Consider the following 25,969-nt stretch of genomic DNA (forward strand, 5'->3'; position numbering starts at 1 on the left):
TCCCGCGTAGAGGACACTCCCCACAGGTCGCAGGGGCCTTGATCCCTGATAACACTCAGCATTCTTGGCGGGATGACGTGGGGCGAGGATCGGAGATCGAAAGATGAGGTGACTGACATGGCATTGGTGGGTAAACGCGATGGCCGCAATTTCGGCTACGGCAGGCAATTAAGCTACGCAGGGCCGCAGGCGCTGAAAGATATGTTCAGTGGAGGCCACTACGGCACGGTCAAGGCGCACTGTGATCGGTGGCAGGCATTCGTAAAGTGGTGTCGCTCCGAACAGGGACCCGGTATCAATGATGCGCGGCAGATTGATCGAAAGGTATTGGCCGACTACGCGGCGTATCTGCGCGACGTGGTTGAGCGCGGTGACCTCGCCGTCAGCACCGCGCAAAACCGCCTATCCAGCGTTAACAGGACCATGGCAGCACTTCGCGGTGACCAGTGCGTGAAATTGCCCAGCCCGAGCAAGGCGTTGGGAATGCAGCGCAGCGGTGTTCGACAGTCGGTGCCGCAAGGCCAAGACCGCGAACAGGTTAAGCAAATCGTCGATGCACTTTGCCGCCATCATCAGCAACGGGCTGCCGCGATTGTTCTATTGGCACGAGCCACCGGCATGCGCCTGCGTGAGACCATCTTGGCGGACCTGCCACGGCTAAGCCGTGAGGCTAACGACCTACACAGGATAAATATTCAGGATGGCACCAAAGGCGGCCGCGCTGGAGCTTCGGCGCCCCGTTGGATTGCGGTGGACGACCATGTTCGTGAGGCGCTTGGGTTTGCACGGCAGGTGTCGCCTTTCGGTAGTCGCAACCTGATTGCGCCAAATGAAAGCTACCTACATCTTCTGCAAGAAATCGTCAGTCCTGCGCGGAAAACCCTGCATGCACACAACCTCAAAGGCTTCCATGAGCTACGAGCTGCATACGCATGTGAGCGCTATAAGCAAATCACCCAGCACTGTGCACCAACGGCGGCCAATGTTGCCGGGTAGATAAGAACCTAGATCGTGAGGCCCGGAGGCAAATCAGCTATGAGCTGGGACACGGTCGTATTGACGTGGTGTCGGCATATATTGGTGGTCGAACATGAGCAAGCCATTCAATATGGAACTATTTCTGACGGGCGTTTTGACCGGGTCACATGCCACGCGCCAACGCCATCTGCATCAGGCGAAGGCTATCCAATCCGCAATTTCGGAGCGCTGGAAACGCGACACCCCTTGGGCTTGGCAGAGAAAACACCTTGCTTGGTTTCTCAATCACCACCTAAACCGGCACAGTGAGTCGACGCGCTATTACTATTTCCTAACCGTGCAACTGCTCACTCATCGATTAGACAAATCATGGGGCTTCAACCACCAAGCAGGAGGCAGAAAACGACCGTAGCCGCCACTCAAGCGTCTGCCAATGCATCGTGAATGGCGCTGTGCGATGGGCAGCTCTAAATGATCACCACGGTACGTTCTTTGCTGAGGCATAACCCATGAACGAAGCAGTGACCATCTCCTATCGAGGGTTAATGACAGCGGTCTCGCTTTGCACCATTTTCTGTTCTACTCATGGGACGATTCTGCGGTATAACTGACGTAAGACTCGATCTGCGACTGATCCTAACGGGATCATAAATACATTAAGTTTGTGTTTTCTAGATTAAGGGGGTAAGTTTGGAACTGCTAAAGCGGGCATTTATAAACAGTATAGTTCAGGATCTGATAACGCTGAACGGAACTGAGTTCGAATATTTTTGCCTCCCTATATTTGAGAAACTCGTGGGAGAGGTAGCGACGCACAAGGGGAGTAACCTTTACGCAAAGCCGATCAGTCGGACGGTCGATTTCTCTACAGATAATTTTAATATCGTAGGTCAATGCGGGACTGATGAAGGATATTTCGATTCATTTGCTAGTGATTTTGATGAGATTCAAAAACTCAAAATCGAGATCACCAAACCTATCAAGGATATTAACTCAGCAATTAAGAACAGCAGCCAATGCCAAGAGATATATCTATTTGCAAATCAAGAGGCAAAAGCAGGGCGCCTTGATAAAGTTGACAAGTTGATTCGGCATTTGGCGCTGGGCAGGCAAATAAAAGTTTATGACTCCGAGAAGATCGCCGAAATTGTATCAGACAATGTAGGCGACCAAAGATTTATCGTAAACGTACTAACTTATTTACCTCGTGCCTCCGCCCTATATTCGGCCATTTCGAAAGCCAACGAGCTTCCTGTACTTCCCGCAGAATACATATCTCGCCAACCTGAAGAGGACATAATTGATCTGGTACAGCGAAGCAAAACGACAGCGCTGTATGGTTTGAGCGGTATAGGCAAAAGCAAGTTAGCTTTATCTATTAGCCATCGTTTGAAAAATAAATTTGATTCTGTAGTTTGGATAGACGCATCAGCAGCTGAAGCTTTTGACTTTGGATCTGTAAAAGTCAGTGGGTATGATAAAAATCTAAATCTTGCTTATATTTGCGAAAAATTTTCAGTTTTAGTAATTCTCGACAATATCTCCGGCGATGCAGGCGAACTGGAAAACAAATTCAACGCTTTCGCAAGTGAAGGGAGTCGGCTTCTTATAACGTCAATTGAGAGAGTTCTGGATAAGTCGCGATCTTACCAGGTCTCAGAGATGAGCGGTGCCGAGTCTCGAGAATTGATCAAGAGCTTAATCGATTTAAATGATAGTTTTGTCGAACGAATCATCAGCCAAGTGGGCGGGCACCCTCTATGTTTAGGGTTGGTATGCCAAATTATTAAAGAAGAAGAATTTGATCCCGAAGAGGTTGAGGAGTTTTTGGGTGAGATCGAACAGATTCCAGATGAAATCGTAGCCGGGCGCTCTCAGACAATCTCCGATCTGGTAATCGGCAAATATCTCGATAAATTTAAAACTGAACTCTCTTTGATTGCACTTTTAGATGCTGAAATGGTGAGCAATTTCGTATTTAATAAATTACTAGGAAGCAAGGCCTTAAGAAATTTGGAGAAGACCGCCTTAGTAGTCAGATCCAACCCAAATTATTCAACAATTCACTCAATAGTACTACTATCTGTTAAGAAAGCAATTGCAAACAGCCCCGAAACTGACAAACTCACAGTAAAAATAGGCGAGTTACTTCTAGAGCAAAATGAGTTTAAAAATAGCGGCTATTATAGCTTTTGCGTACTACACAAACAGATTTTAGAGTCACTTTATAAGTCAACGTTGAATGAACGCCATAAAAAAGCCATTTTGTACGCAATTGTTCAAGTTACAGACAGCCTGGTTCATAAAGGTGCGCTTGTTCGGGAGATCGATTCCTTTGATTTAAGCGGTAACTCCCTAGAGGATCTTCTACTACTTATAGAGTCGATGGAGCTGAAGTTAATCTCTATTGATCGCCCCGCCTATCCTGAAGATTATCACGTTGAAGCAAGGCGTTCTATTGAGAGCCTAGAGAGTATTGAGAAAAGTCTCCAAGAGGGTACCGCCTCAATGCTTCTTGTTAGGCATCATATTGCCAAGCTTGAGTATTGGGATGGCAATTCGGAGAGAGCCAAGTTGCTATTTGAAAACCTTCTCAAGGACTATCCAGGAAGTGAGCAATGCATCTTGCAATTGGCGAGAATCGCTGACAATTCAAAAAATCTAGCTGAAGTAGAGCGCTATGTAAGCATGGTGCTAGATTCAAGAGCGAGCGAAGCTTCCTACTCAATTATCCTATCTTTTTACGACTTAATTGCAAGTTCGAAGTACAAGAATCTTCGAGCTAAATACATAGAGGCAAGGCTTGATAATTTTTTGTCAGATATCTCAATAAATTTAAGATCATCTTTTGATCATCCTTATCGGATACTGAGTCGATTGTCTAGCTATCTCGGCTTTGAGTTGCCGGACGCATTTAAAGAACTCAGCGAAGCGTTGCCGCCGCCTGACAATATTGACACCAATCAAAAACTTATGATGGCCTACGCAGATATTCAAGCCGCCATCTATCGTATGTTTAAATATAAAAAATTTGAAGGATGGGAGGCCAAACTTGACTACGCTTCGGGCTTGGCCAAAAATTACTATAGCAATGCACTTCGTGATGGCAATGATTTCGCCAGAGTTAAGGTAGCAAAATTCTATATTGAAATTGGCGATTTCGACGAGGCCGGCCGATTGCTCGACGAGGTTGAAAATTGTGATGCATTTTTCCATCAAGCTCGAGCTAAACAGTTGAGAGGGCAGAAAAAATTTACGCTCGCGACAAATCAAATTGATTTGGCAATTGATAAGTTAGGGACCGAAAAAAATGTTGAGCATTTTTCAACAAGCTTTTTAAACGACAAGGCAGAAATTTTGCACGATTGCAACATAGATGAAGCTATAGAGATACTGCAACTGGCTATTTCCAAACAGTCGAATTCTAAGACTAAGAGTTCTTGGGAGCGTAAGTTAGGCTTTTGGATGCAGAAGCGATCGCAGGGGTAGCATTAGAAAGTAAATATCGCGTTAAAAGTCTGCGTCACTGCAAGCGACGCCTCATTTTTAATCAGGAGTAGATCAGTCGTCTTTTCTGCTTAAACCTCGCGACTCTGATTCTGTGGATCAGAGTCGCGGGAGCACCACTGGCTCATTCAATAGAATTCGGAAAAATCAGCTCAAAGCTTGACACACGAATATCTATTTTTAATCTGCGAATGGAGATACGACCCTTTAGAGGCTGCATTTATTAATCCAGCATACTCGTATTCCGGAACAGATGAATACTGATACACAGCTCCATTATTGAACTCCACCTCAAGGATTTGCTCGTCGACATCATAACCAATCGAACTCACATTACTAGATATTACAGGCGTACGCTCCATCGTTTGTGTCTCCAGTTGTTTTGTTGGGATGTACTTAACCTGCAGTAGGATCCTGTTTGCGCCAAGCTTCGGTCAGAGGCTTATAATTCTCACTTTGGACAGACTCAGTCCAGCCACCGCTTCTTACACGTTCACCGTCTTCTCCCTTCGGTACGACGACTAAAGGATCGTCGCTTTCAGGACGTCTCCCTTCAGGAGGGCGATCTATGATAGCTCGTATCGGCATATTAACGGCCTCTCCCACTATCAACGCCTCCCCAGTACGAAGAACCGGAAGCATCGAAAATAGCCCTTTTAGATTATCAGATGCGCACGAGGTAACCTGTGATCGGTCCGAGTCATTTGTTAAGCGTAAGGAAATTACAGTACCGCACTGCGAGAGGATTGTGCTATCCACCTCAGATGGACGCTGGCTGACAAGCATTAAACCAACACCATACTTCCGCCCTTCTTTCGCAATGCGTCTTGAGGCAGTAGCAGCTCGGCTTTTTGACTGCGGGCTGAGATATATATGCGCTTCTTCGAGTACTACAAGTAAAGGGCGCTGCCTACCACCCTCCGGCTTCATTCGCCCCCAGAAGATTGCGTCGTACAATATCCTAAGTACGGCACCTATTAGGTCATCGACGACTGCCGTGGGTATACCTGATAAATCAAATACAGAAATAGGTGTATCCGCTCCCACCCAAGATTCGAGTAGAGCATCAAGATCAGCGGCAGTTGTACCATCGGTGTCTGGGGACCACGGTCCAGGACGAAACAAAAATTGCATTCGCGGATCACGAAGTTTACTTTCTAAGCTATCGAGATGAGGGCGTGGCAAATCTCCATAGAGCCCACCATAAATCTTTTCTGCCCCCGCCTCCGTTGTAATTGGCCTGAATCGAGGGCGTAAGAGTTGCTCACTGTCCCCGACCGCCTTTACCGGAGGCACCCCATCTTCAAGATAAGCTCTTGTCGTCTGCGTTTGATTCTGATTCTTACTTACTGTATGAGTTGCACAGTGCAACGAATATAAATCGTGCCAAAGCTGATACACTGAAAACGGTAGCGGAGTGTCAACAGTGACAGCGAGGTCAGGCAAACCATGCGGAGCACCTCCCGGCTTCGATGCTCGCTTGCTAGATAGTAACTTTTCTTGCAATAGAACTAATGCCGTTCCGGTGACAGATCCCATTGCCATTGAAATAAATTCTTCGGCCGTGAGTGCCCAAAACGGGATATACAGTTCTCTTTCTCCTAAGGTTGGATCAGCACCAACTCGAAAAACTCGGGCTTGCTCACCAAAGGCATTCGCATACTCCCCATGAAGATCAAACAATACTACTCGAGCTGACTGGAAGCGTGAACGATCAGATACAGCGCCCAGCAAATTTGCCACAGCATTTGACTTTCCTGAACCGGTACTTCCAACCACAGCAGAGTGGCGGGTAACTAGTTTATTTATATCAAGATATGCACGAATTGATTCAGCACTTGCAACTCGACCAACAGCTACATATCCATCATCATCTTCTGGGGCATACACCGTTTTTAGATCAGATTCAGTAACAACATGGACGGAGTCACCTATCGACGGATATTGAGCAATACCCCGTTCGAATTTAGTTCCCCTTCTTCCTTGCCCTACGAGTTCGACTTTGAGCCAACGATTACCAAACTGTGTAGCAAGCTCTGGCGGACCAGGGGCAGCCCCAGCGCCAACTTGCGATATCACTCCGTATAGATCAACGTATCCAGACGGAATACGAACAAATCCGCCTACTTGCCCAACTCGATATGCTTCACCATGTACGAATAGAAGTCCTGCAGGAGTGCTATCCGCAAGCTTCACGCTAATGCTTGAACCGTTAACATCCTCAACACTGCCTAGTCTGGAAGGATCAGAGTTTAAGTTAGCGCTACGCATCGTAGTTACTTCCACCGCATAGCTGCTCAAGAAATAGACCGAAATAGTGGAAATCACCCAACCGACTACGAGGCTGAAGTTCTTTTCGTTCGTCGACTTCCACCTCCTCTTCGGTCAACCACGGCAGATGCTCTTTTCCGCCAATAGTTCCAGAGCGATATCGGCCTACACGGTTCCCCACAACGGCTCCATCCCAAGCAAGAACGGTTAGATTACTTTGCTTCACTGCGTACTCAACAGCTCTGGAGTGTTGATCTAGACCTGAGTACATTAAGGCGAAGCATTGCGCATTGCGATTGCCTCGCAGTCCATCTAGTAAAATCTCGTTCAAATGCTCGTCGAGAAAAGAGTAGCCACACACAACTAATCTTGGAGCATCCTTTCCTTGAAAAAAAGCTCTTAACCGATCAAGCATAGCTAGATATGGCATGCGGCGGCTTTGGTCGTATTTGAGATGCGACGGAAAAATCATGACCTTACCGGCTTCAGCTTCCCGAGTAACGCGGACAACCCGTGTAACTTTTACTCCGTTTACTACTTCTTCACTTTTCTCCCAGTTAACCGACCCGTGTAGCTTCCATAATCTCGTCCATCTGGAAGGTATTAAATCGTGCTCAATAGACGCTAAGTCGAACCAGGGTTTGTGTGAACCCACGAATCCATCAAAGTGGGGAAGCGGATGCTGCTCAAAAGCCTGTTCAAACAGAACATCATAATTTGGGGTGAATATTTCGATAGGTGCGTCACGATGGACGCCCCCCACCCAAGATGCAAAGCGATTGTACGCATTACGGTACGCTGGCAATGGTTTATTGACTTCTTCAAGAATGAGAGCACATATTACCTCGTCGAGATCACGTAACTCTTTCTTGGTCATTCCTAAGACACTAGAACTCCCTCTACGATTCGCTAGCGTACGCAACTCCGTGAGAACATCTTCAACAGTAGGAGTTTTTTCATCGTCTGCCTGGCATTCAGCACATAAGAAATCCCAATATTCCTTATACTTCGTAGCACCGCCCGCGTTTTCGTCGCTTGCTTTAAGCCCTATTGCAATACGAGCTGTCAACTCTACAACGGCAGGAATCAATACAATACTTTTTATACCATTAGCGTCGTAAACACCCAAGGGACAGCCTGCGCCGACAAAACAGCCTATTCGCTGTTTATCGTCTTGCATTACTTGCCTTAAGTTCCGGGCTTGTTGTGCTGCGTCATGGATAGCAGGTAAAACGCTATATTTAGGCGCACTCGCCTCAGGCGCCTTACTTGATGCAGAAACTGCGCTCGAATTATCGGTCACGGCCTTCACTTCCCTTGGTATTACCCTATTTTTTGCAGTGCCATCTGCATTCAGAGATAGTGGCAAAATGGAATTGATATCACAACCACTTTTCTGCATTCAAGCTGCGCACCTATCTTTACGGTAGGTTGCTCATGTTTTTACGGTTGTTTTGCCCCAGCAAAGGTTCGTTACTTGAACACTCAATCAACAAATACCACCCCTCTGACTAGGGTATTTTTAGGGGTATGAAGAAACAAATCTTTTTAGAAAAGCTATATTTTTTAATAAGTTAGCGCGCCAGTTCGACTCCTCGTGCCGCACCATACGCAGTATCAAAAAAGGCTCACCGAAAGGTGGGCCTTTTTTGTTTTCGGCTAGGAGGTATGACTCAAATGGCGGACTCCCCCAGCCTTGCGCAAGACGCTGTGCACTCAGCTTGCTCACGCTACGGGGCAACCGCCGCGGCGACTCGGCCGTAGAGCTGCCTCAACAATCCCATAGCGCTCTTCCAGGCTGCACCGTCGCGCATAGTAAAAGATTCAAAAGCACGCCGCGTCGTCTGTAGGAGCGGCCTTATGTCGCGGAGGGCCGCAAAGCGGCCCCGGAAATCTCAGGCCAGAATAGCGAAAGCTCAAGCCCTCCGAGATGGCTCAAAAAGCCCTGTCAGGCGGCTTTCTGCTCCAAACTCTCCCAACCTAGGCAAGCCAGCGCCAATGTGCGTGGTACCGCTTCACGACCACTGCTGTAGCGGCTGATGCTACGGGGGCTGACTCCCAGCGCTTCGGCAGCCTGGTCGAGCGTCCGGTTGGAGTTATCCACAGAACAGCATGAAGCTCTTTCGCGCAGCCACGCGGTTAAGGGCCCAAACTAGATGAACAACTTCTGGGCCACGATCAGCTGGGACAACGGGGTCTGTGGAAACCCGATGACTCCACGTAGGAATACGTTTTATCCACAGGCGCTAATCACCTGAAAATGCATTTCTTGAGACCATTGTCCACAAGCGTTGACTGCTGTTTCTAATGCTGCCGGGGCAGCAAAATTTGGCCTGGAGCCGGGAAAGCCACACCGCAACCGGAGTGGTTCAAGCCGAGTAGGATCCGCATCCGACAGTTCGTACGTTCACTACCTATGTGATGCCGAAGAGCTTGGCTGCTCAACTAACCCAGCATTCGCGTAGACGCGCGATTTAGGATGTTTTGAACAGCTCGATTGCTCGGAGGGTTTTCACAAAGCCTCGGTCGATACCCGCCATTCGCCAGTGAGCGCTCTCGACCCAAAGCCAATGCCCGGTGGCTAATTTCAGAAGTCGTATCGCGTGTTCAACATCACATTGCGCGGTTCACCGTAGTACCCGCTGTAGAACGTGGTGTCCAACGCACTGATGTACTTCTTGTCAAACAGGTTGTTCACGTTGAGCGTGGTGGAAAGCTGGTCGGTGAGCTGATAGCGGGCCATGAGGTTGACCACGGTAAATTGCGATTGCTTGGCCTTGACCGTGCCCATCGCCGTGCTCGGCGTAACGGTTATGTGGGTGCCGCTTTGCCAGTTCGCGCCACCGCCAACGGTCAGCCGATCGAAATCGCCCGGCAGCCGGTAGGTGCTCCACAGCTTCACCATGTTGGCAGGGGCTTCGGTGTTCAAGCGCTCGCCGTCGCGATCCTTGGTGATGCCATGGTTGTAGCTGGCGGAAACATTCCAGCCAGGCATCAGCTCGCCATTGGCTTCGACTTCAAAGCCACGGGTAGTCGCCCCGCTTACTGCCTTATAGGCGGCGGTAGAGCCATCGTTGTTGACGGTCTTGCCTTCGTCGAGTACAGCAAGGTTGTCTTGCTTGATCTCGTACGCCGCGATACTGGTGTTCAACAGGCCACCAAAGAATTCGCTCTTCAAACCTATCTCGTAGTTGTCACCTTCACGCGGTTCAAGGGTCGAGCCATCGGCGTCACGCACGCTCTGTGGTTTGAAAATGCTGGTCCAACTGGCATAAACCGAGTGCACGTCGTTGAGGTCGTAAACCACGCCTGCATAGGGTGTCACCACGCCGTTTTCCTTGTAATCCGTCGTGCGATTGCTGCGTGGCGTCGCCGGGTAGGTCAGGTCGTAGTCGTAGTTATACTTGTTGACGCGCGCACCGAGGATCACCGACAAGTTGTCGGTCGGGCGCAGCCGAGTGGCAATGTAGGTGCCACTCTGGTGAATGACGGTGTCGCCATCGTAGAGCTTGCCGCCACCCATGACAGGTTGGTTGGTGTAGTTGTCCCATTCGTAGAAATTGACGAAGGTCCCTTCGATCCCGGTACCACGGGTGGGCGTATGGCGATTCTCGTAACGCGAATAGTTGTAGCCAACGATCAGCTCGTGCTGGCGGCCGAAGAGCTGGAAGGGGCCTTGTGCCTGCAGGTCTACGCCGGTCTGTTTCTGCCAGGTGCTGCCCGCGCCACCGTACAGACGCACGCCAGCGCCCGTGTTCTCGTCAGGGAAGCCCCAGCTGGCGGTGGCCAGCTTGTAGTCGTCACGCTTGATGTACATGCGGTTCACGGAAGCCTTCAAGCTCCAGTCATGAGCCAGCTTCTGCTCGATGCTTGCGAAAGTGTTGAGGGCATCTTGCGGGTTGTGGCTCCAGCGTGCGGCACTGTTGGTCGAGCGAGAGAAATCGGTCTGTTTGCCATTGCTGTAGAACAGTGGGAAGGCCACGGATGACGAGCCTTGCGGGTTATTCTTCTGGTAGTCGGCGCCGACGGTAAGCAGGGTGGTATCGGTCAGGTCGGCTTCGAGGACACCATAGAAAATCTGCTTTTCTTGTGAATAGTGGTCAACGAAACTGTTGTTCTGCTGGTACGCCGCGACCATGCGGCCACGCACGTTACCGGCTGGGGTCAGCGGGCCGGACAGGTCGACTTCGGTGCGATACTTGTCCCAAGAGCCCACTCCAGCGGTGATGTGGCCTTTGAATTGATCAGTAGGGCGTTTGCGCACCAGATTGATGGTGGCCGAAGGGTCTCCCGCGCCGGTCATCAGGCCAGTCGCACCGCGCAGCACTTCGACACGGTCGTAGATGGCCATGTCCGCAAGGCTTTGCGCCGACATTTGCGTTGCGATATCCAGCGTCGTCGGAATGCCATCGAATTGGTAATTATCTACCGAGTACCCACGTGAATAGATGTTGAAGCGTTCGCTCCCCAGGCTCTGCACCGACAGCCCAGGCGTCTGCTGCAGCACTTCGGTAATGTCATTGAGCCCCTGGTCATCCATGCGCTGGCGAGTGATCACGCTCACCGACTGCGGCGTTTCACGTATCGACAGGTTCATCTTGGTAGCGGTGCTGCTTAGCCCTGTGGTGTACGAGCCTGTCCCTTCTGTGGTTGCACCTAATGACCGCGAATTGATCGACGTCACCCCCAGCTCCAACGCCCCGCTCGGCTCAGCGGCCTGCATCAGCAGGTAGTTGCCGCTGTCGGTCCTGAACACGTTCAGACCGGTGCCAGCCAGTAACCTGGCAAAGCCCTGCTCCACGTTGAAACTGCCCTTGACCCCAGGACTGGTCTTGCCGGCCGTTAGGCTGGCATCGATCGATAAAGGGATACCAGCCTGGCGACCAAACTGGCTGAGTGCCAGGTCGAGCGGGGCCGCATCAATGTCGAAACGAATGATGCTACTGGCCGCCGGCTGGGCCAGTGCGGCATTGGTACCAGACAGGCTGCACAGGGTCAGGCCAGTGGCGAAGGCCAGGTGGATGGCGCGGGCCAGCGGGGTGATTCGATGCGTCATGTGGAACGTCCGAAAGGGTCAGAGGAACCGCGGTATTGGCGGGGTATGCCCTGAAGCCAATCGAGAACGAAAAAACTGCGCAGAGGGTGAAAATATTTTTCAGGCGCCAGCTCTCGGTACCACCGTCACCCAGTAGCGGGTTCGCCGTTGAATGCTCACTGGCAGGCTACTTTCCAGCAGTGCGAGGATGCGTTCGTTGTCATCCAGCGGGTAGGACCCCGTCACCCGCAAGCCGGCCACACGCGGGTCGCAACGCAAGATGCCCGGGCGGTAGCGGCCGAGCTGGTCGATCAGTTCGTCCAGGCGTGTGGCCTGGGCAATCACGAAGCCGTCGATCCAGGCATCGTCCTGCACCGCCGGTTGACTGACGACGATCCCCTCGCTATCGAGCCTTGCGCGCTGGCCGCTGTCGATGACGCGCTGACCCCGGCCATGTCGCAGCGTGGCAGCCACGCGCCCGCTGCTGACCGACAGCAGCGTACCCGGACAACCATCCCCGCAACGTACTGTGAAGCGGGTGCCGAGCGGCCGCATCAGCGCATCGTCGGTTTGCACCAGCAGCGGTCGGCCGAAGGGGTCGTGCCCGGTGAGCACGTTGATTTCGCCATACCGCAACAAAATGCGCCGCTCGTTGGCATTGAAATCGATGTCCACCGCCGTGGCGGTGTTCAGCCACAGTTCGGTGCCATCGTCCAACACCTGACGGCGGCGCTCTCCGGTCTCGGTGCTGAGGTCTGCCAAACCGCCCTGCAGCCATTGGCTTTCTCTGTTCTGCCAGGCGATGGCCCCCAGCAAGCTGGCACCCATCAACATTTTCAATACCTGGCGACGGTCACCGCTGACATAGCGGGCCTGCTGTAGCGCAGACCGGGCGACCGGGTCGCCTAGCACGCCAGCGTTGTTGCGCAGCAGCGCCGGCAAACCCACCATGCGCTGCCACGCAAGTTCGTGCTCGCTGTCGGCCTGACGCCAGCGTTCAAGCTCCCGGATTTGCTCGGCGGTGATATCGCCGGACTGGGTCAACGAATACCAGGCGATGGCCTGCTGGCGCACGCTGGCGGAAATCGGCTGGGCCTGGGACATGGCGGTCACTCGAACTGACTGGCATAGCAGCGATCGAAGGCCTTGAGCATGGCCCTCTGAACCTGGTCGACACTCAGCGCCAGCTGCGCGGCGATCTGCTTGTAGGTCAGCCCATCGAGCTGCGACAGCAGAAAAATCTCCCGCACTCGCGGCGACAGCCCGTGCAGCAGCTCATCGAGCTGTGTGAGGGTTTCGATCAGCAAGTGTCGCTCTTCGGCGGAGATCTCGTATTGCTCCGGTTGCGCCGCCAATGCCTCGGTATAGGCACGCTCCACCGCCAGGCGCCGCCAACGGTTGATCAACAGGCTGTTGGCGATGGTGGCCAGGTACGCCAAGGGGCGCTGCACATCGTTGAGCGGGCGTCGCGCGCGCATGATACGCACGAACGTGTCCTGGGCCAGATCATCAGCATCAGCAGCCTCCCCCAGACGCTTCATCAGCCAGCGCTTCAACCAGCTGCGGTGCTGCGTGTAGAGGCGCTCGACATCCAGGTCGAAGGAGCTTGGGGGTCCCATAGGCGAGTGGCCTGTCTGCGTTCTTGTGAGCGGAATATGATAATCACTCGCAATTAAGCAGTGCAAGCAGCGGGGGGGACGGAGTAAAAGGCTCACCGAAAGTTGGCCTTTTTTGTTTTAACCCCCACAGCCCCCACTCCACTCTAGGCCCTGCAAGCTCATCCCCTTTATAAAATATCTTTTGATGATATCTTATCGAATATAAGGTGCCATAAAACGAGACCTTAATTTTCTGATACGTTTTATTAGTGTGTATTGAGTGGTACCTTATCCTCTATAAAATGTCGCTTGGTGCCACTTTATGAAAGACTTTTTCCCTGTTCAGAGCACCTCAGTGCTGCACCGAATAGGCCTTCTGATGAAGGAGGCGCGTCTGCGCATGAGAATGCGTCAGGCAGACCTTGCGGACCTGGCTGGAATTTCTCTCCGCACTGTTCGTCACCTCGAGAGGGGTAAGGCTGACGGTGTTTCGTTGCGAGATTTCATGCTCGCGCTGTTCACTGTTGGAATCTCTGACCGGGTTTTCCAGGCGTTGATCGATGACCCTGCGCTTGATCTCAACTCTTTAGAAACCAACACGACCAAGCGCGTAAAGCTGCCGCGCTGCAACGCGGAGGACTTCTGATGTCACGCGCTTACATCTACATGGAGTGTCCGGAAACAGGTGAGACTGTGACGTTGGGTAGGCTGACCCTTGCTGGTCGCACGGGAACCTTCGTCTATGCGCCGGAGATCGTGGATGCCAAGCGTTGGGTGCCCGACCCGATACGATATCCGCTCTCCGCTCGACCCTTTCCGGTACATAAGAATGGCGGCGTTCCTGGGTTCATTGATGATGCGATGCCAGATGGCTGGGGGGAACGACTGCTGCGCCGCACCCTAAAGGGAGAACTCACTCCGATCCAGCTCCTGCTGCTGTCTCCCAACGAAGATCGCGCCGGAAATATCATGGCTGGCGAAGTTCGCACACCGCGGCCGGGCATAGGCGAAAGGCCGGTGAAAATGCTTGAAGCCAAAGGGCTCGATCACTTCATAGAGGTTTGTGCTGCGATCTATGACAGCCAGCTGAGCGCAGAGCAGCTGGAGGCATTGAGAATACGGGATCAGCGCTCAGCAGTGGGTGGTGCCAGGCCCAAGCGTACGTACCGTTTTGATCACAAGCTGATTCTGGCGAAGCCACGCGATAAATTTGACCACTACGACCTACCGAAATTTGAGTATGCCTGCATGACTTTTGCGGCTACCAAGGGAATGAATGTCGCCCGGACAGCACTCCATCAAAGTGAAAAAGGCAACACGCTGCTAGTAGAGCGATTTGACCGAAAATGGTCAGAGAATGATGCAAGGTTTCGGCGCATCCCGATGATGAGTGGCTTAACTCTTCTCGATGCCGAATGGCATGCGCAGCGCAACAAAGGGTGGATCTACGCGGCGCTCGCCGATGAGCTGTACCGCAGAGGCGCGCCAGATGCTGATAGGCAGGAGCTCTACAGGCGAATGGCCTATAACGCTCTCGTGGGGAACAGTGACGATCACCCTCGTAACCACGCCGTGATTTGGCAGGAAGGGGCTTGGCGCCTCTCGCCAATGTATGACGTTCTTCCCGTACTGGGAGAGGGGCCTGCACAGGGACTGTCAATGGATGTTGGGATCAACGGTCCCCTTCTAAGTCGAGCTAACTTGCTTAGCCAGCATAAGCATTTTGCACTGACGGAAGATGAGGCGGCAGGCATATTGGATGAGGTCGCTTCTTGGCAGTCAGAGCTGATGGAACACTATGCAAAGCATTTGGCTGGGGCTGAGCTGGATGCGGCGGCGGACGCAACAAGCTGCGAGAGACTGCTGGCTTAGGGGCGGGCTGCGAAGGCCTCGCTCGAAAGCTTCGCGCTTACGCAGATCGGACCATGCACCAGGTCGAGCTGTTTGGCGAAGATTGGGATAGCTTCGAGGGCCGATTGGAGATGCCAGTTGAGCCAGCAAGCGCCAGAGCACAGGTGAGAAAGCGCCGCTTGGCGGCCCAGCGCAGGCCTTGGAGCGAGCGCTGGTTCTGTAGGAGCCGGCGCTGCGGTTGCAGGCACCGGCTGCGCCGGTGTTCGCGGGTGAACCCGCTCCCACAGGTACAGCGCCAGGCCTTGTGGAAGGGCTTGATCAGAACGCGGTGCTTACCGTCAACGACAGGTTACGCGGGTCGCCGTAGATGGCCCCGGCATAGAACCCGTACTGGCTGTAGTAGTGCTTGTCGAACAGGTTGTTGGCGTTGAGGCTGACACTGGTGTTGTCGGTCAGCTGGTACTTGGCCATGGCATTCCAGATGGCATAACCGGACCAGTTCACGTCAGTGGCACCATTGCTCACACCGTTCGTGGGCTGGCCAGCCGGGCTGGAGATGGCGCGGATGTTGGTCTGCGCAGTCACGCCGGCGCCCAGGGTCAGGCGGTCGAGCGGGCCGCTCAAGCGGTAGGTGGTGGAGGCCTTGAACAGGTGCGACGGGTCGCTGCGGCCGTCGCTGTCGACGCGGCGGAAGTGCAGGTAGGTGTAACCGGCGTAGACGTTCCAGTTGGGGGTCAGGGCGCCTGCGACTTCCAGGTCGATACCGTCGGTTTCCTGCCCGGAGCCGGCCTTGTAGGCGCTGCCGCCAGTCGGGGTGGTCAGGTCGCCGTCCAACACGGCCTTGTTTTCCTGCTTGGTGCGGAAGTAGGCCGCCGAGGCGTTCAGGCGGCCATCGAACCACTCACCCTTGATACCTGTCTCGTAGCTTTGCCCACGAATCGGCTCGACCTTGCTGCCACTGCTGGTTTCAGAGGTTTGCGGGGTGAAGATGTCGGTGTAGCTGGCGTATACCGAGTAGTTGTCATTGAGGTCATACACCGCGCCCAGGTAGGGGGTGACGATGCCGTTTTCTTCCTGGCTGCTGCGCTCGCCGGCCACGCTGCGGGTGACCGAGGAATAGTTGCTGGTGCGCACGCCAACGATCACCGACAACGGGTCGGTGATGCTCAGGCGGGTGGCGGCGTACATGCCCTGCAGGCGAGTGGTGGTCTTGCTGTGAAGGCCGGTGCGCGAGGCGATGAGGTCGTAGTCGTCATCCACGCCATTGTGCCAGTCGGTGACCGGGAAGCCGTTGTTGGCGCGGAACTGGCAACCCAGTGCAGGCGCGCTGGTCATGCCGTCGCCGACCATGGTGCAGGTGTACTGAGGCGACCAGCCGACGGTGCGGCTGTCGTTGTAGCCGACCATGGCCTGGTGGGTGCGGCCAAACAGCTGGAACGGGCCGGACAGGTCGATCTGCGCCGACTGCTGGGTGGTGTCGCTGGAGCTGTGCAAACCGTTCAGCACGGCGCCGCTGCCGTCCTGGTCCCAATAGCCACCGTAGCTGCCGCGCCCAGCTGAGTTCACCTTGGCAAGGCCGCGATGGTTCAGGGCTTCGGTGGTGGCTTGGGCGGCTTTCAGGTCCAGGGTCCAGTCGTTGTCGAAGCGGTGCTCGAGCGAACCGAACGCAGTGCGGGTGGTGTACTCGCCAAAGCTCCAGCTGGGCACCACGTTGGTGCTGCGCGGCAAGTCGGTCTTGCTGCCGTCGCGGTACCAGATCGGGATGTTCGCGCCCCAGCCGCCACCCACGACCTTGTTGTATTCATACTGGTAACCGGCGCCCAAGGTAGTGGCGTCGTCCAGGTCGAACTCGAAATTGGCCAACGCGGCGCGGGAACGTTCGGACTGGTTGTCGCGGAAGGAGTTGGCATCCTGCTGGGTCATCACGAAGCGCGAACGCAGGCGGCCATCTTCGGACAGCGGCAGGTTCAAGTCAGCACCCAGACGACGCTTGTCCCAGCTGCCATAAGTGGCATAGGCACTACCGCCGAAGGTTTTGGTGGGTGCCTTGCGGATCAGGTTGACGGTGGCCGAGGGGTCGCCGGTGCCGCCCAGCAGGCCGTTGGCGCCGCGCACGATGTCGATGCGTTCGTACAGGTCCATGTTCAGCGCATTGCCGCTGCCACTGAAATCGGAGCCGCCCTGGGTCTGCAGGCCATCAACCTTCCAGTTGCTGATCGAGTATCCACGCGCGCGGTAGTCGGTGCGCCCACCCACCTCGGACTTGTTGGCCGTTACGCCTGGGGCGGTTTCCAATGCCTGCTCGATGGTGTGGATGTCGCGGTCATCCATCTGCTGGCGGGTGATGGTGGTAACCGATTGCGGCGTCTGCCGTGGTGTCAGTGCCAGGCCAGTGGAGCTGCGGGTGCTCTCGACCGTATAGCCCAACTGGCCGGCCTCGTCGGCAGGCTGTAATGCGCTGTCTTCGATCTGTGTGGCGTCGAGTTCAAGGGGTTTGCCGTCGGCAGCCACTGCACCACCGCTGATGGCGACGGCGACGCAGAAGGCCAGCGGCTTGAGGCAATTGCCACTTTGACTGAAGGGGATGAACACTGGCGTGATGCTTTGGGGATTCATTTGGGAAGGCTTCGTATTTGCAGATGATTTTTTGTTAGGATTCTAGGGATCAGCCCTCCGGGCTCCAGACCCGACATGTACGGGGATGTAATTGAACGTAACGAGCGCCACCGGCCCTCACCGAACAGGTGTTTTTCTGCATGAGCACGACCCTGCTGGTTGTCGATGATGACGACGAGATCCGCGAACTTCTTTGTGATTACCTGACCGATGCCGGCTACAACGTGCTGGCGGCAGCCGACGGTCAACAGATGCGCGACCAGCTGGCCCGGCACAAAGTGGAGCTGGTGGTGCTCGACCTGATGCTGCCGGGTGAGGACGGCCTTAGCCTGTGCAGGCAGTTGCAGGCCACACCAGGGTTGGCAGTGATCATGCTGTCAGCCAAGGGCAGCACACTGGACCGCATCATCGGCCTGGAAGTAGGCGCCGACGACTATCTGGCCAAGCCCTTCGAACCACGCGAACTGATCGCCCGGATCAAAGCCGTACTGCGTCGTCCGCAACGCCTGGGCACCTCTGCCGAAGAACCCGTGGTGGACGCCCAGCTGTTCGCAGGCTTTCGCCTGGAACACGTCAAGCGCCTGCTCACCCGCCCGGATGGCGAGACCCTGACCCTGCCGCGCTCCGACTACCGCGTGCTGCGCGAACTGCTGGAAGCCAACAACCGAGTGGTCTCCCGTGACCAACTGACCCGCAGCGCGTTCGGCCGCGACCACCTGCCCGACGACCGTTCGGTGGACATGTGTGTCAGCCGCCTGCGCCAGCAGCTGCGCCGGGCGCCGGCGGGGACCGCGCAAATCCTGACCATCCGCAACGAAGGCTACCTGCTGAGTCTCGCCCCCCTCGCGGCCGGTGCCTGACATGCGCTGGTTTCACCGGCTATGGCCTCGCACCTTGTTTGGTCAGCTGCTGCTGATCATGGTCAGTGGCACGCTGGTGATTCAGTTGATGTCGAGCAGCATCTGGTTCGATGTGCGTTTCGCCCAGGCGCTAGAGGTGCCCGTGCGACTGGTTGCTGCACGCAGCGCACCCCTGATTACCCAGGCCGACTGCCACGGCGGTACGCTGCAGGCGCCAGCCCACTACCAGCTTCACTGCGTCGAAAGCCCGCCTGCGCAAGAGCATGACGAGCGCCGCGGGCACAGGCGGGTCGAGCTGTTGTTGCAGCAGGCCCTGAAGTACGAGCTGGGGCATGCCCAGGACGTGCGCCTGATGAACGTGCAACTCACCGACGAACTGGGCCAGCCGATCGTCTGGCGCAGCCTGTTCGGCCTGCGCACGGCCCAGGCGCATATCCAGTTCGCGGTGCCGCTGGCCGATGGCCACTGGCTGACCGTTGCGGGCCAGGAACTGCAGGGCTGGAGCGGCGAGTCGGCCTGGGTGCTGATCAGCGATTACCTGCTGCGGGTGTATGCGCTGCGCATCGTCGCGGTGTTGCTAGTATGCCTGGTTGCCGTGCGCCTGTGCCTGCGCCCGTTGCGGCGCCTGGCCGATGCCGCACGCGGCCTGGGCAGCAACCTCGAGCAGCCTCCCCTGGCGCTGGATGGCCCGGAGGAAGTGCGCCAGGCGGCGCAGGCGTTCAACGCGATGCAGCAGCGGCTGATTGCCATGGTCAACGACAAGGCCTACTTCCTGGCCGCCGTGTCTCATGACCTGCGCACCCCACTGACCCGCATGCGCCTGCGACTGGAGCGCTTACCCGATGACGAACACCGCCAGCGCCTGCAGCAGAACATCACGCAGATGGACAATATGATCGGTCAGGTTCTGGATTACCTGCGTGCCGGAGAGCAGCAGAATTTGCAGCAGGTGGACCTGGACCGATTGGTTGCGCGCCAGTGTGCGGACCTGGCGACTGACCAGGAACCACTGCCGGTGCACGGCCGGGTGAACAGCCTGCGGGGGGATGCCCTGCTGCTGCAGCGCTGCCTGCAGAACTTGTTGGTCAATGCGTTGCGTTATGCCAAGGATGTTTCTGTCACGCTGGAGCGGACCACCACAGGAGTGTTCATCCACATCGACGACCATGGACCAGGCATTTCGCCAGCGCTGCTGCCGACCATCACCGACCCGTTCGTGCGCGGTGAGGGATCGCGTAACCAGGCATCCGGCGGATATGGGCTGGGGCTGAGCATTGCCCAGCGGATCGCCGCCAGCCATGGGGGTGAGCTGATATTGTCGAACCGTGAGAGCGGTGGATTGCGGGTCAGCATACTGCTGCCTGGCTAACGCGATCGTCTGTGGGAGCAGCCCCACACCATAGGACTGCGCAGACCTGGGAATTCGCAATCAGGTAACAGTCTTTTACCGATTACCCAGGTTTTCCGTCCCCTGCGTTTGCCTATCCTAGGCCCGGTCATCCTGCCTGCGATGGACCCATGAAACACTCTCTTCCCAGCCGCTACGCCTGCCTCGTACTCTGCCTTGTCTTCACTTTCGCCAGCCTGCCCCTGCTGGCCCAACATGCCTGGCTGTGGCCGGTAACGCTGATCACCGCGCTGCTCAGCCTGGTCGGTCTGAATGACCTGCGCCAAAGCCACCATGCGGTGCGACGCAACTACCCGATCCTGGGCAATATCCGTTACCTGATCGAAACCATCCGCCCGGAAATCCGCCAGTACCTGATCGAAGGTGACGACGACAAGCTGCCGTTCTCCCGCTCGCAACGCTCGCTGGTCTATGCCCGCGCCAAGAACGAAAGCGCCGAGAAAGCGTTCGGCACGCTCAACGACGCCTACAAACCTGGTTTCGAATTCATCAGCCATTCCATGCTACCGGTGGCCACGCCCGACCCTGCGTCGTTCCGCATTGCCATCGGCGGGCCGCAATGCCGAATGCCCTACTCGGCCTCGATCTTCAACATCTCGGCGATGAGTTTCGGCGCCCTCAGCGCCAACGCCATCGCCGCGCTCAACCGCGGCGCGCGCATGGGCCGGTTTGCCCATGACACTGGCGAGGGCAGTATCAGCCCATACCACCGTGAACACGGCGGCGACCTGATCTGGGAAATTGGCAGCGGCTACTTCGGCTGCCGCACCGAGGACGGTCGTTTCGATCCACAGCGCTTCGCCGAACAGGCCCGCTCGGCACAGGTGAAGATGATCGAGATCAAGCTCAGCCAGGGCGCCAAGCCTGGCCACGGCGGCATTTTACCGGGGCACAAGGTCAGCCCCGAAATTGCCGAGACCCGTGGCGTACGTGTAGGCGAGGACTGCATCTCGCCGGCGGCGCACAGCGCCTTCCGCACACCGGTCGAGCTGCTGCAGTTCGTAGCCGGCCTGCGCGAGCTTTCGGGCGGCAAGCCCGTGGGCTTCAAGTTCTGCCTGGGCCACCCTTGGGAATTCATGGGCATTGCCAAGGCCATGCTCGCCACCGGCATCACCCCTGACTTCATCGTTGTCGATGGCAAGGAAGGCGGCACCGGCGCGGCACCTCGCGAGTTCAGCGACAACATGGGCGTGCCAATGCGCGAAGGCCTGATGTTCGTGCACAACACGTTGGTCGGCCTGAACCTGCGCTCCAGCATCCGCATTGGTGCGGCGGGCAAGATCGTCAGCGCCTTCGACATTGCCAGCGTATTGGCCATCGGCGCTGACTGGGTCAACTCGGCACGCGGTTTCATGTTTGCCATTGGCTGCATTCAGTCGCAGAGCTGCCACACCAACAAGTGCCCGACCGGCGTGGCGACCCAAGACCCTCTGCGCCAGCGCGCCCTGGTGGTGCCAGACAAGGCCGAGCGGGTGGCCAGCTTCCACCGCAACACACTGCACGCACTGGCCGAGATGTTGGCTGCCGCAGGCCTGGAGCACCCTTCGGAGCTCAAGCCCAAGCACCTGGCACGGCGCATCAGCCCCAGCGAAATCGGGTTGTTTTCGGACTTGCACACATTCCTCAAGCCGGGCGAATTACTCAGTGGCTCGATCGAAAGCGAGTTTTATGCGCGGATGTGGCGGATGGCGCGTAGCGACAGTTTTGCGCCGGAGACGGGGGACACTGCAACACGAACTGTGGCATCAAGACTGCGCCACGAAGAGACTGAACCTGCATGACAAACATGACTGGGGCTGCCCTGCAGCCCTTCGCGGGCGTGCCCGCTCCCACAATTTGCAGCGCCATCGAAGGCGGCGCTTTACCTGCGGGAGCGGGCAAGCCCGCGAAGGGCCGCAGCGCGGCCCCAGCTTTCATGCAAAGAACTGCGGATCAGAAGATGCTGATCGGGTACTCGACGAATACGCGGACTTCGTTGCCGTCGTCGTTGTAACCGTTCTGCTGCACAGCGTTGTTGGTACGCAAGAACGAGCTACGCAGCTTGATCGACAGGTCCTTAGCCGGGCCGTCCTGCACCACGTAACGGATCTGGTTGAAGATTTCGCGCTCTTTACCTTCGCCGAAGCCTTGCGGGTTGGCGACGTTGCGGGTGTTGATGTTGTCACCCACCACGTAAGCCAGCTTGTAGGTCAGGCCCGGAATGCCGTAGGCACCGAAGTCCAGGCCGTAGCCCAGCTGCCAGGAGCGCTCGTCTTCGGCGTTGAAGTCGGACCAGTACGAGTTGGCCAGGTAGATGGTGGAACCACCGTCACCCACGCCGCCGGCGTTCTGGTAGAAGCCGTAGTTGTAGCCCGTGCTGCCGGTGCTGCGCTGGTGAGCGAGGGTGAACGAGTGCGCACCGTACGCGTAGGTGGCTGCAAGGCTCCAGATGGTGTTGGAGTCGCCGTTCAGGCCTGCGGCTTTTACGTACTTGTTGTTGATGTCCGACTTGTAGCCGTTGAAGTCCAGGGTCAGGGACTGGTCGCTGGCGATCGGGAAGACGTAGTTCAAGCCCAGGTAGTGCTTCTTCATCACATCTTCGTTGTCGGCGGTGTACAGCGAAGCGGTGAAGTTGTCGGTGAACTTGTAGCTGCCACCTAAGACGTTGATCGACTTCAGGCCACCACCATCACGGCGCTCGGCGCTCTTGCGCGCTTCCTGGGTGAAGCGGCCGGCGTTCAGTTCCAGGCCCTGGATCTCTTTGGAGGTGATCAGGGTGCCGGTGAAGCTTTCTGGCAGCAGACGTGCATCGTCGTACTGCAGCACTGGCAGTGCTGGCATCTGGTCACCGTACTTCAGCACGGTGTTGGAAATGCGGAATTTCACAGCAGCACCACCACGCGCCAGGTTGTGCGGCGAGCTGGCGTTGCCTTCGGCATTGGTGGTTTCGTGCGGTTTGAAGAAGTCGACGCCGCCACCACCGTTGTGGCCTTTGCCGCCATCCAGGCGCACGGCGTACAGGCCGAATGCGTCAACACCGACGCCAACGGTGCCTTGGGTGAAACCGGAGGAGAAGTTGGCGATGAACGCCTGGCCCCATTCGATCTGGTCGTCGGTGCCATGCTTCTTGTCACGGTTGATGTAGGCGTTGCGCAGAAGGACGTTGGCGTGACTGTCCTCGATGAAGCCCTTGCTGTCAGCCTGGTCATTGGCCTGAGCCTGGGTCGCGGCGATCATCGCCAGGGCGACCAGGCTGATCCTGGTTTTCAACATGTTGTTTTCCTTATTTCTTAATCAAAAACGCGCTGCAATATGACGCCAGGAACCAACGCCCCTTCGTAGGTTCGACGCTATGCGGATCCAGCCGGGTGGGCCGACCGGTAATTTCACGGCGGCCCTTGGCAGCAGCTTGGCCAATACCATGGCCAGCAGGCGTTGGCCGAATCCTAGCCGTGTGCGATTACAAATGTCAAAAAGTCGTGAAATGCAGGTTGATATAACCGAAATTAACGGCCTGTCCGGTGCATTTACATGCAGGTTTGCGCTATCAGCGGACAAATTATCTTGTGTAGGAATTTGCCATTTGATCGAACGGACAATTTCCTGGGAGCAGGCAGAGCGTGGCCGCAGAGGCCGTTACAAACGGACACATATGTAAAGACAAGCCTTTACAAATACCCAAGCAAGAGTAAATAGCAAGCATTACCATTCGCACCTAATTTTCAACTGTCCGGTTTGAATGTGCCCATGCTTGTACCCTGCCGTCTTTCACCCCTGACGCTTGGCCTGTCGCTGCTTTTCAGCGCCAGCCTGGCCAGTGCCGCCACCACCACACTGCCGGAGTCGTCGGTTACCGCCGACAGCGAACGCGAGAAGGACAACCCGCGGGTCAAGGAGGTGAGCACCGCAACCCGCACCTCGACGCCCGTGCGTTATGTGCCGCAGGCCATCGATACGGTGAAAACCGCCAATGTGCTGGATTACGGCAGCAACACGCTGGGCAAGGCGCTGGAGGGTATCCCCAACGTCAGCAGCGGCGCCGACACCCGTTTTGACAGCGTACGCATCCGCGGCTTCGAGGCCAGCAACGACTTCTACCTGGACGGTATCCGCGACGACAGCCAGTACATCCGCGACCTGCACAACATCGAGCGGGTCGAAGTGCTGAAGGGGCCTGCTGCGGTACTGTATGGCCGTGGTAGCCAGGGCGGCATCGTCAACAGGGTCAGCAAGGCACCGGAGCCGGGTCGCCGCTCGACCATCGAAGCGCAGGCCGGCAGCGAAGACCTGCGCAGCCTGTATGCCGACCTGAGCGCCGACCCCAGCGACACGGTCAGCCTGCGCCTGAACATGGGCAACCAGGACAACAACAGCTTTCGCGATGGTATCGACGGCAGCCGCCAACTGTTCGCCCCGTCGATCAGCTGGCAGATCACCCCCGACCTGAACTGGCTGGTGCAGTATGAATACAGCCGCTACAACCGCACACCAGACCGCGGCATCCCGAGTGTCAACGGCCGCCCGGCAGACGTCAGCCGCAGCGCCACCTACGGCGACCATCGTGACTACATTGACGACCGCGCCCAGTCGCTGCGCTCGCGCCTGAACTACCAGCTGAACGAAACCTGGCAGCTGCGCCACACCCTGGGCCTGTTCAAACTCGACAGCGAGTTCGACAACACCTATGTCACGGGCTACAACGCCGGCACCAATACCTTGACCCGCCAACGCTGGCAGCAGGACCTGAACACCCGCAACCTGTTCAACAACCTGGAGGCCGAGGGCGACTTCGACACCTTGGGCCTTGAACACAAGCTGCTGCTGGGCCTGGAGTTCGGCAACCAGCGGCGCGATCCGCTGCTATACAGCGCCGGCAGCCAGAGCCTGCCAGGCCTGGGCAAACCCAGCCAGCCGCACAATGGTACGTTGGCGGTATCGAGCAACAACCACACCGTGGTCGACAGCCGCGGGGTTTATCTGCAGGACCAGATTCGCCTGAACGATCAGTGGCAGGTTCTCGCCGGCGTGCGCTTTGACCAGTTCGAAGTGGAAACCACCAACAAGGATGGCTTGCGCGAACCGCAGGACAGCAACAGCACCAGCCCACGCCTGGGCGTGGTCTACACGCCATGGCGCGACCATTCGTTCTACGCCTCGTGGAGCAAGACTTTCTCACCGGTGGGTGGCGGCTTGATCGGCATCACCCCAGGGGCACAGGGCAACACCAATAAAACCGACCCGGAAGAGACCCGGCAGAAAGAAATAGGCGTAAAGAGCGACTGGTTGGACCAGCGCCTGACCACCACCCTGGCCATCTACGAGCTGGAACTTTACAACCGCCGCACCCGCGACCCGAACGACCTGAACATCATCTTGCTCAGCGGCATGCAGCGTTCGCGCGGCATCGAACTGACGGCCACCGGCAACATCGTCGGCAACTGGTATGTACGCGGCGGCATTGGCCTGCAGGATGCGATCATCGTCAAGGACAATAACGGCCAGGAAGGCAACCGCATCAATGACGTGGCCAAGCGCAATGGCAGCCTGTTCGTGACCTGGAAGCCAGAATTGGGGTGGTACGCCGAAACCGGGCTGACACTGGTGGGCGAGCGTTATGCGGACAACCAGAACACCACGGTATTACCAGGGTATGGCCGTTGGGATGCACTGGCGGGGTATCGGACCCATGACTGGGATGTGCGGGCGGCATTGAGCAACATTGCTGACAAGACCTACTACAGCTCGGCGACCAGTGCGGCGCAGATCCAGGTGGGCGATCCGCGTAGCCTTGTGGTGACGGGTAGCTACAGTTTCTGATTTTAAGTTGCCTGTACCTGCCTCTTCGCGAGCATGCCCGCGAAGAGGC

The 25,969-nt window shown here is 56.2% G+C and carries 16 protein-coding genes and 3 pseudogenes; 10 read left to right on the top strand and 9 right to left on the bottom strand.

The window, feature by feature from the left end:
• Nucleotides 1-117 precede the first annotated feature (117 nt).
• The 3 genes and pseudogenes from C4Q27_RS10250 (at nt 118) to C4Q27_RS10260 (ending at nt 4,467) form a co-directional block, all read left to right on the top strand.
• Nucleotides 118-1,094, top strand: a pseudogene (locus tag C4Q27_RS10250) (integrase domain-containing protein).
• Nucleotides 1,091-1,390: a hypothetical protein gene (locus C4Q27_RS29755; protein WP_104886808.1), complete on the top strand. Its 300-nt coding sequence runs from the start codon at nt 1,091-1,093 to the stop codon at nt 1,388-1,390. Before C4Q27_RS10250 ends, C4Q27_RS29755 begins: the two are co-directional and overlap by 4 nt.
• 278 nt (nt 1,391-1,668) lie before the next feature.
• Nucleotides 1,669-4,467: a hypothetical protein gene (locus C4Q27_RS10260; protein WP_104886809.1), complete on the top strand. Its 2,799-nt coding sequence runs from the start codon at nt 1,669-1,671 to the stop codon at nt 4,465-4,467.
• 170 nt (nt 4,468-4,637) lie between these two features.
• Here C4Q27_RS10260 and C4Q27_RS10265 read toward each other — a convergent pair whose 3' ends face one another.
• From C4Q27_RS10265 to C4Q27_RS10290, 7 genes and pseudogenes are all read right to left on the bottom strand, one after another.
• Entirely contained in the window at nt 4,638-4,847 is a 210-nt protein-coding gene (locus C4Q27_RS10265) for a KTSC domain-containing protein (RefSeq protein WP_104886810.1), read from the bottom strand.
• A gap of 34 nt (nt 4,848-4,881) precedes the next feature.
• The gene (locus C4Q27_RS10270) at nt 4,882-6,756 is read right to left on the bottom strand and encodes an ATP-binding protein (RefSeq protein ID WP_104886811.1); all 1,875 of its coding nucleotides are present in this window, start codon (nt 6,754-6,756) and stop codon (nt 4,882-4,884) included.
• The gene (locus C4Q27_RS10275) at nt 6,749-8,158 is read right to left on the bottom strand and encodes an SIR2 family protein (RefSeq protein WP_256600064.1); all 1,410 of its coding nucleotides are present in this window, start codon (nt 8,156-8,158) and stop codon (nt 6,749-6,751) included. Before C4Q27_RS10275 ends, C4Q27_RS10270 begins: the two co-directional genes overlap by 8 nt.
• Nucleotides 8,159-8,704: 546 nt before the next feature.
• Nucleotides 8,705-8,839: pseudogene (locus C4Q27_RS29305) on the bottom strand (hypothetical protein); the annotation flags it as partial.
• 504 nt (nt 8,840-9,343) lie between these two features.
• Entirely contained in the window at nt 9,344-11,812 is a 2,469-nt protein-coding gene (locus tag C4Q27_RS10280) for a TonB-dependent receptor (protein ID WP_064491787.1), read from the bottom strand.
• Nucleotides 11,813-11,911: 99 nt separating this feature from the next.
• Entirely contained in the window at nt 11,912-12,895 is a 984-nt protein-coding gene (locus tag C4Q27_RS10285; protein ID WP_064491789.1) for a FecR domain-containing protein, read from the bottom strand.
• Between the two features lie 5 nt (nt 12,896-12,900).
• Entirely contained in the window at nt 12,901-13,410 is a 510-nt protein-coding gene (locus tag C4Q27_RS10290) for a sigma-70 family RNA polymerase sigma factor (protein WP_064491786.1), read from the bottom strand.
• A 301-nt stretch (nt 13,411-13,711) separates the two neighbouring features.
• Here C4Q27_RS10290 and C4Q27_RS10295 point away from each other — a divergent pair, with 301 nt between their 5' ends.
• The 3 genes and pseudogenes from C4Q27_RS10295 to C4Q27_RS29760 all read left to right on the top strand — a co-directional run.
• Nucleotides 13,712-14,035 (top strand): helix-turn-helix domain-containing protein, encoded by a 324-nt coding sequence (locus C4Q27_RS10295; protein WP_064491785.1) that lies wholly within the window; start codon nt 13,712-13,714, stop codon nt 14,033-14,035.
• Nucleotides 14,035-15,261, top strand: coding sequence for a type II toxin-antitoxin system HipA family toxin (locus C4Q27_RS10300; RefSeq protein WP_064491784.1), 1,227 nt, complete (start codon nt 14,035-14,037; stop codon nt 15,259-15,261). Before C4Q27_RS10295 ends, C4Q27_RS10300 begins: the two co-directional genes overlap by 1 nt.
• A 41-nt stretch (nt 15,262-15,302) precedes the next feature.
• Nucleotides 15,303-15,395 (top strand): annotated as a pseudogene (locus C4Q27_RS29760) (DUF3079 domain-containing protein); the annotation flags it as partial.
• Nucleotides 15,396-15,558: 163 nt separating this feature from the next.
• Here the strand turns inward: C4Q27_RS29760 and C4Q27_RS10310 are convergent.
• A complete protein-coding gene (locus C4Q27_RS10310; RefSeq protein WP_064491783.1) occupies nt 15,559-17,856 on the bottom strand; it encodes a TonB-dependent siderophore receptor in 2,298 nt (765 codons plus the stop codon).
• Between the two features lie 140 nt (nt 17,857-17,996).
• Between C4Q27_RS10310 and C4Q27_RS10315 the strand changes: the two genes are divergently transcribed.
• The 3 genes from C4Q27_RS10315 (at nt 17,997) to C4Q27_RS10325 (ending at nt 21,905) form a co-directional block, all read left to right on the top strand.
• Complete coding sequence (locus tag C4Q27_RS10315; protein ID WP_060545248.1) at nt 17,997-18,716, top strand: response regulator; 720 nt, start codon at nt 17,997-17,999, stop codon at nt 18,714-18,716.
• 1 nt (nt 18,717) lies between these two features.
• Nucleotides 18,718-20,085, top strand: a complete 1,368-nt coding sequence (locus tag C4Q27_RS10320) for an ATP-binding protein (RefSeq protein ID WP_104886813.1) — start codon at nt 18,718-18,720, stop codon at nt 20,083-20,085.
• 149 nt (nt 20,086-20,234) lie between these two features.
• Entirely contained in the window at nt 20,235-21,905 is a 1,671-nt protein-coding gene (locus C4Q27_RS10325; protein ID WP_020190008.1) for an FMN-binding glutamate synthase family protein, read from the top strand.
• A gap of 151 nt (nt 21,906-22,056) precedes the next feature.
• Here C4Q27_RS10325 and C4Q27_RS10330 read toward each other — a convergent pair whose 3' ends face one another.
• Complete coding sequence (locus C4Q27_RS10330) at nt 22,057-23,376, bottom strand: OprD family porin (protein WP_003255784.1); 1,320 nt, start codon at nt 23,374-23,376, stop codon at nt 22,057-22,059.
• A 474-nt stretch (nt 23,377-23,850) separates the two neighbouring features.
• Here C4Q27_RS10330 and C4Q27_RS10335 point away from each other — a divergent pair, with 474 nt between their 5' ends.
• Nucleotides 23,851-25,920, top strand: coding sequence for a TonB-dependent siderophore receptor (locus tag C4Q27_RS10335; protein ID WP_104886814.1), 2,070 nt, complete (start codon nt 23,851-23,853; stop codon nt 25,918-25,920).
• The last annotated feature ends 49 nt before the right edge of the window (nt 25,921-25,969 follow it).

The sequence above is a fragment of the Pseudomonas sp. SWI36 genome (assembly GCF_002948105.1).
GTDB classification, from domain to species: Bacteria; Pseudomonadota; Gammaproteobacteria; order Pseudomonadales; family Pseudomonadaceae; genus Aquipseudomonas; species Aquipseudomonas alloputida.

Coding starts and splice junctions, on each gene's coding strand:
- C4Q27_RS29755 (WP_104886808.1), top strand. CDS start 1,091: ATGAGCAAGCCATTCAATATGGAACTATTTCTGACGGGCGTTTTGACC.
- C4Q27_RS10265 (WP_104886810.1), bottom strand. CDS start 4,847: ATGGAGCGTACGCCTGTAATATCTAGTAATGTGAGTTCGATTGGTTAT.
- C4Q27_RS10270 (WP_104886811.1), bottom strand. CDS start 6,756: ATGCGTAGCGCTAACTTAAACTCTGATCCTTCCAGACTAGGCAGTGTT.
- C4Q27_RS10275 (WP_256600064.1), bottom strand. CDS start 8,158: ATGCAGAAAAGTGGTTGTGATATCAATTCCATTTTGCCACTATCTCTG.
- C4Q27_RS10280 (WP_064491787.1), bottom strand. CDS start 11,812: ATGACGCATCGAATCACCCCGCTGGCCCGCGCCATCCACCTGGCCTTC.
- C4Q27_RS10285 (WP_064491789.1), bottom strand. CDS start 12,895: ATGTCCCAGGCCCAGCCGATTTCCGCCAGCGTGCGCCAGCAGGCCATC.
- C4Q27_RS10290 (WP_064491786.1), bottom strand. CDS start 13,410: ATGGGACCCCCAAGCTCCTTCGACCTGGATGTCGAGCGCCTCTACACG.
- C4Q27_RS10295 (WP_064491785.1), top strand. CDS start 13,712: ATGAAAGACTTTTTCCCTGTTCAGAGCACCTCAGTGCTGCACCGAATA.
- C4Q27_RS10300 (WP_064491784.1), top strand. CDS start 14,035: ATGTCACGCGCTTACATCTACATGGAGTGTCCGGAAACAGGTGAGACT.
- C4Q27_RS10310 (WP_064491783.1), bottom strand. CDS start 17,856: ATGAATCCCCAAAGCATCACGCCAGTGTTCATCCCCTTCAGTCAAAGT.
- C4Q27_RS10315 (WP_060545248.1), top strand. CDS start 17,997: ATGAGCACGACCCTGCTGGTTGTCGATGATGACGACGAGATCCGCGAA.
- C4Q27_RS10320 (WP_104886813.1), top strand. CDS start 18,718: ATGCGCTGGTTTCACCGGCTATGGCCTCGCACCTTGTTTGGTCAGCTG.
- C4Q27_RS10325 (WP_020190008.1), top strand. CDS start 20,235: ATGAAACACTCTCTTCCCAGCCGCTACGCCTGCCTCGTACTCTGCCTT.
- C4Q27_RS10330 (WP_003255784.1), bottom strand. CDS start 23,376: ATGTTGAAAACCAGGATCAGCCTGGTCGCCCTGGCGATGATCGCCGCG.
- C4Q27_RS10335 (WP_104886814.1), top strand. CDS start 23,851: ATGCTTGTACCCTGCCGTCTTTCACCCCTGACGCTTGGCCTGTCGCTG.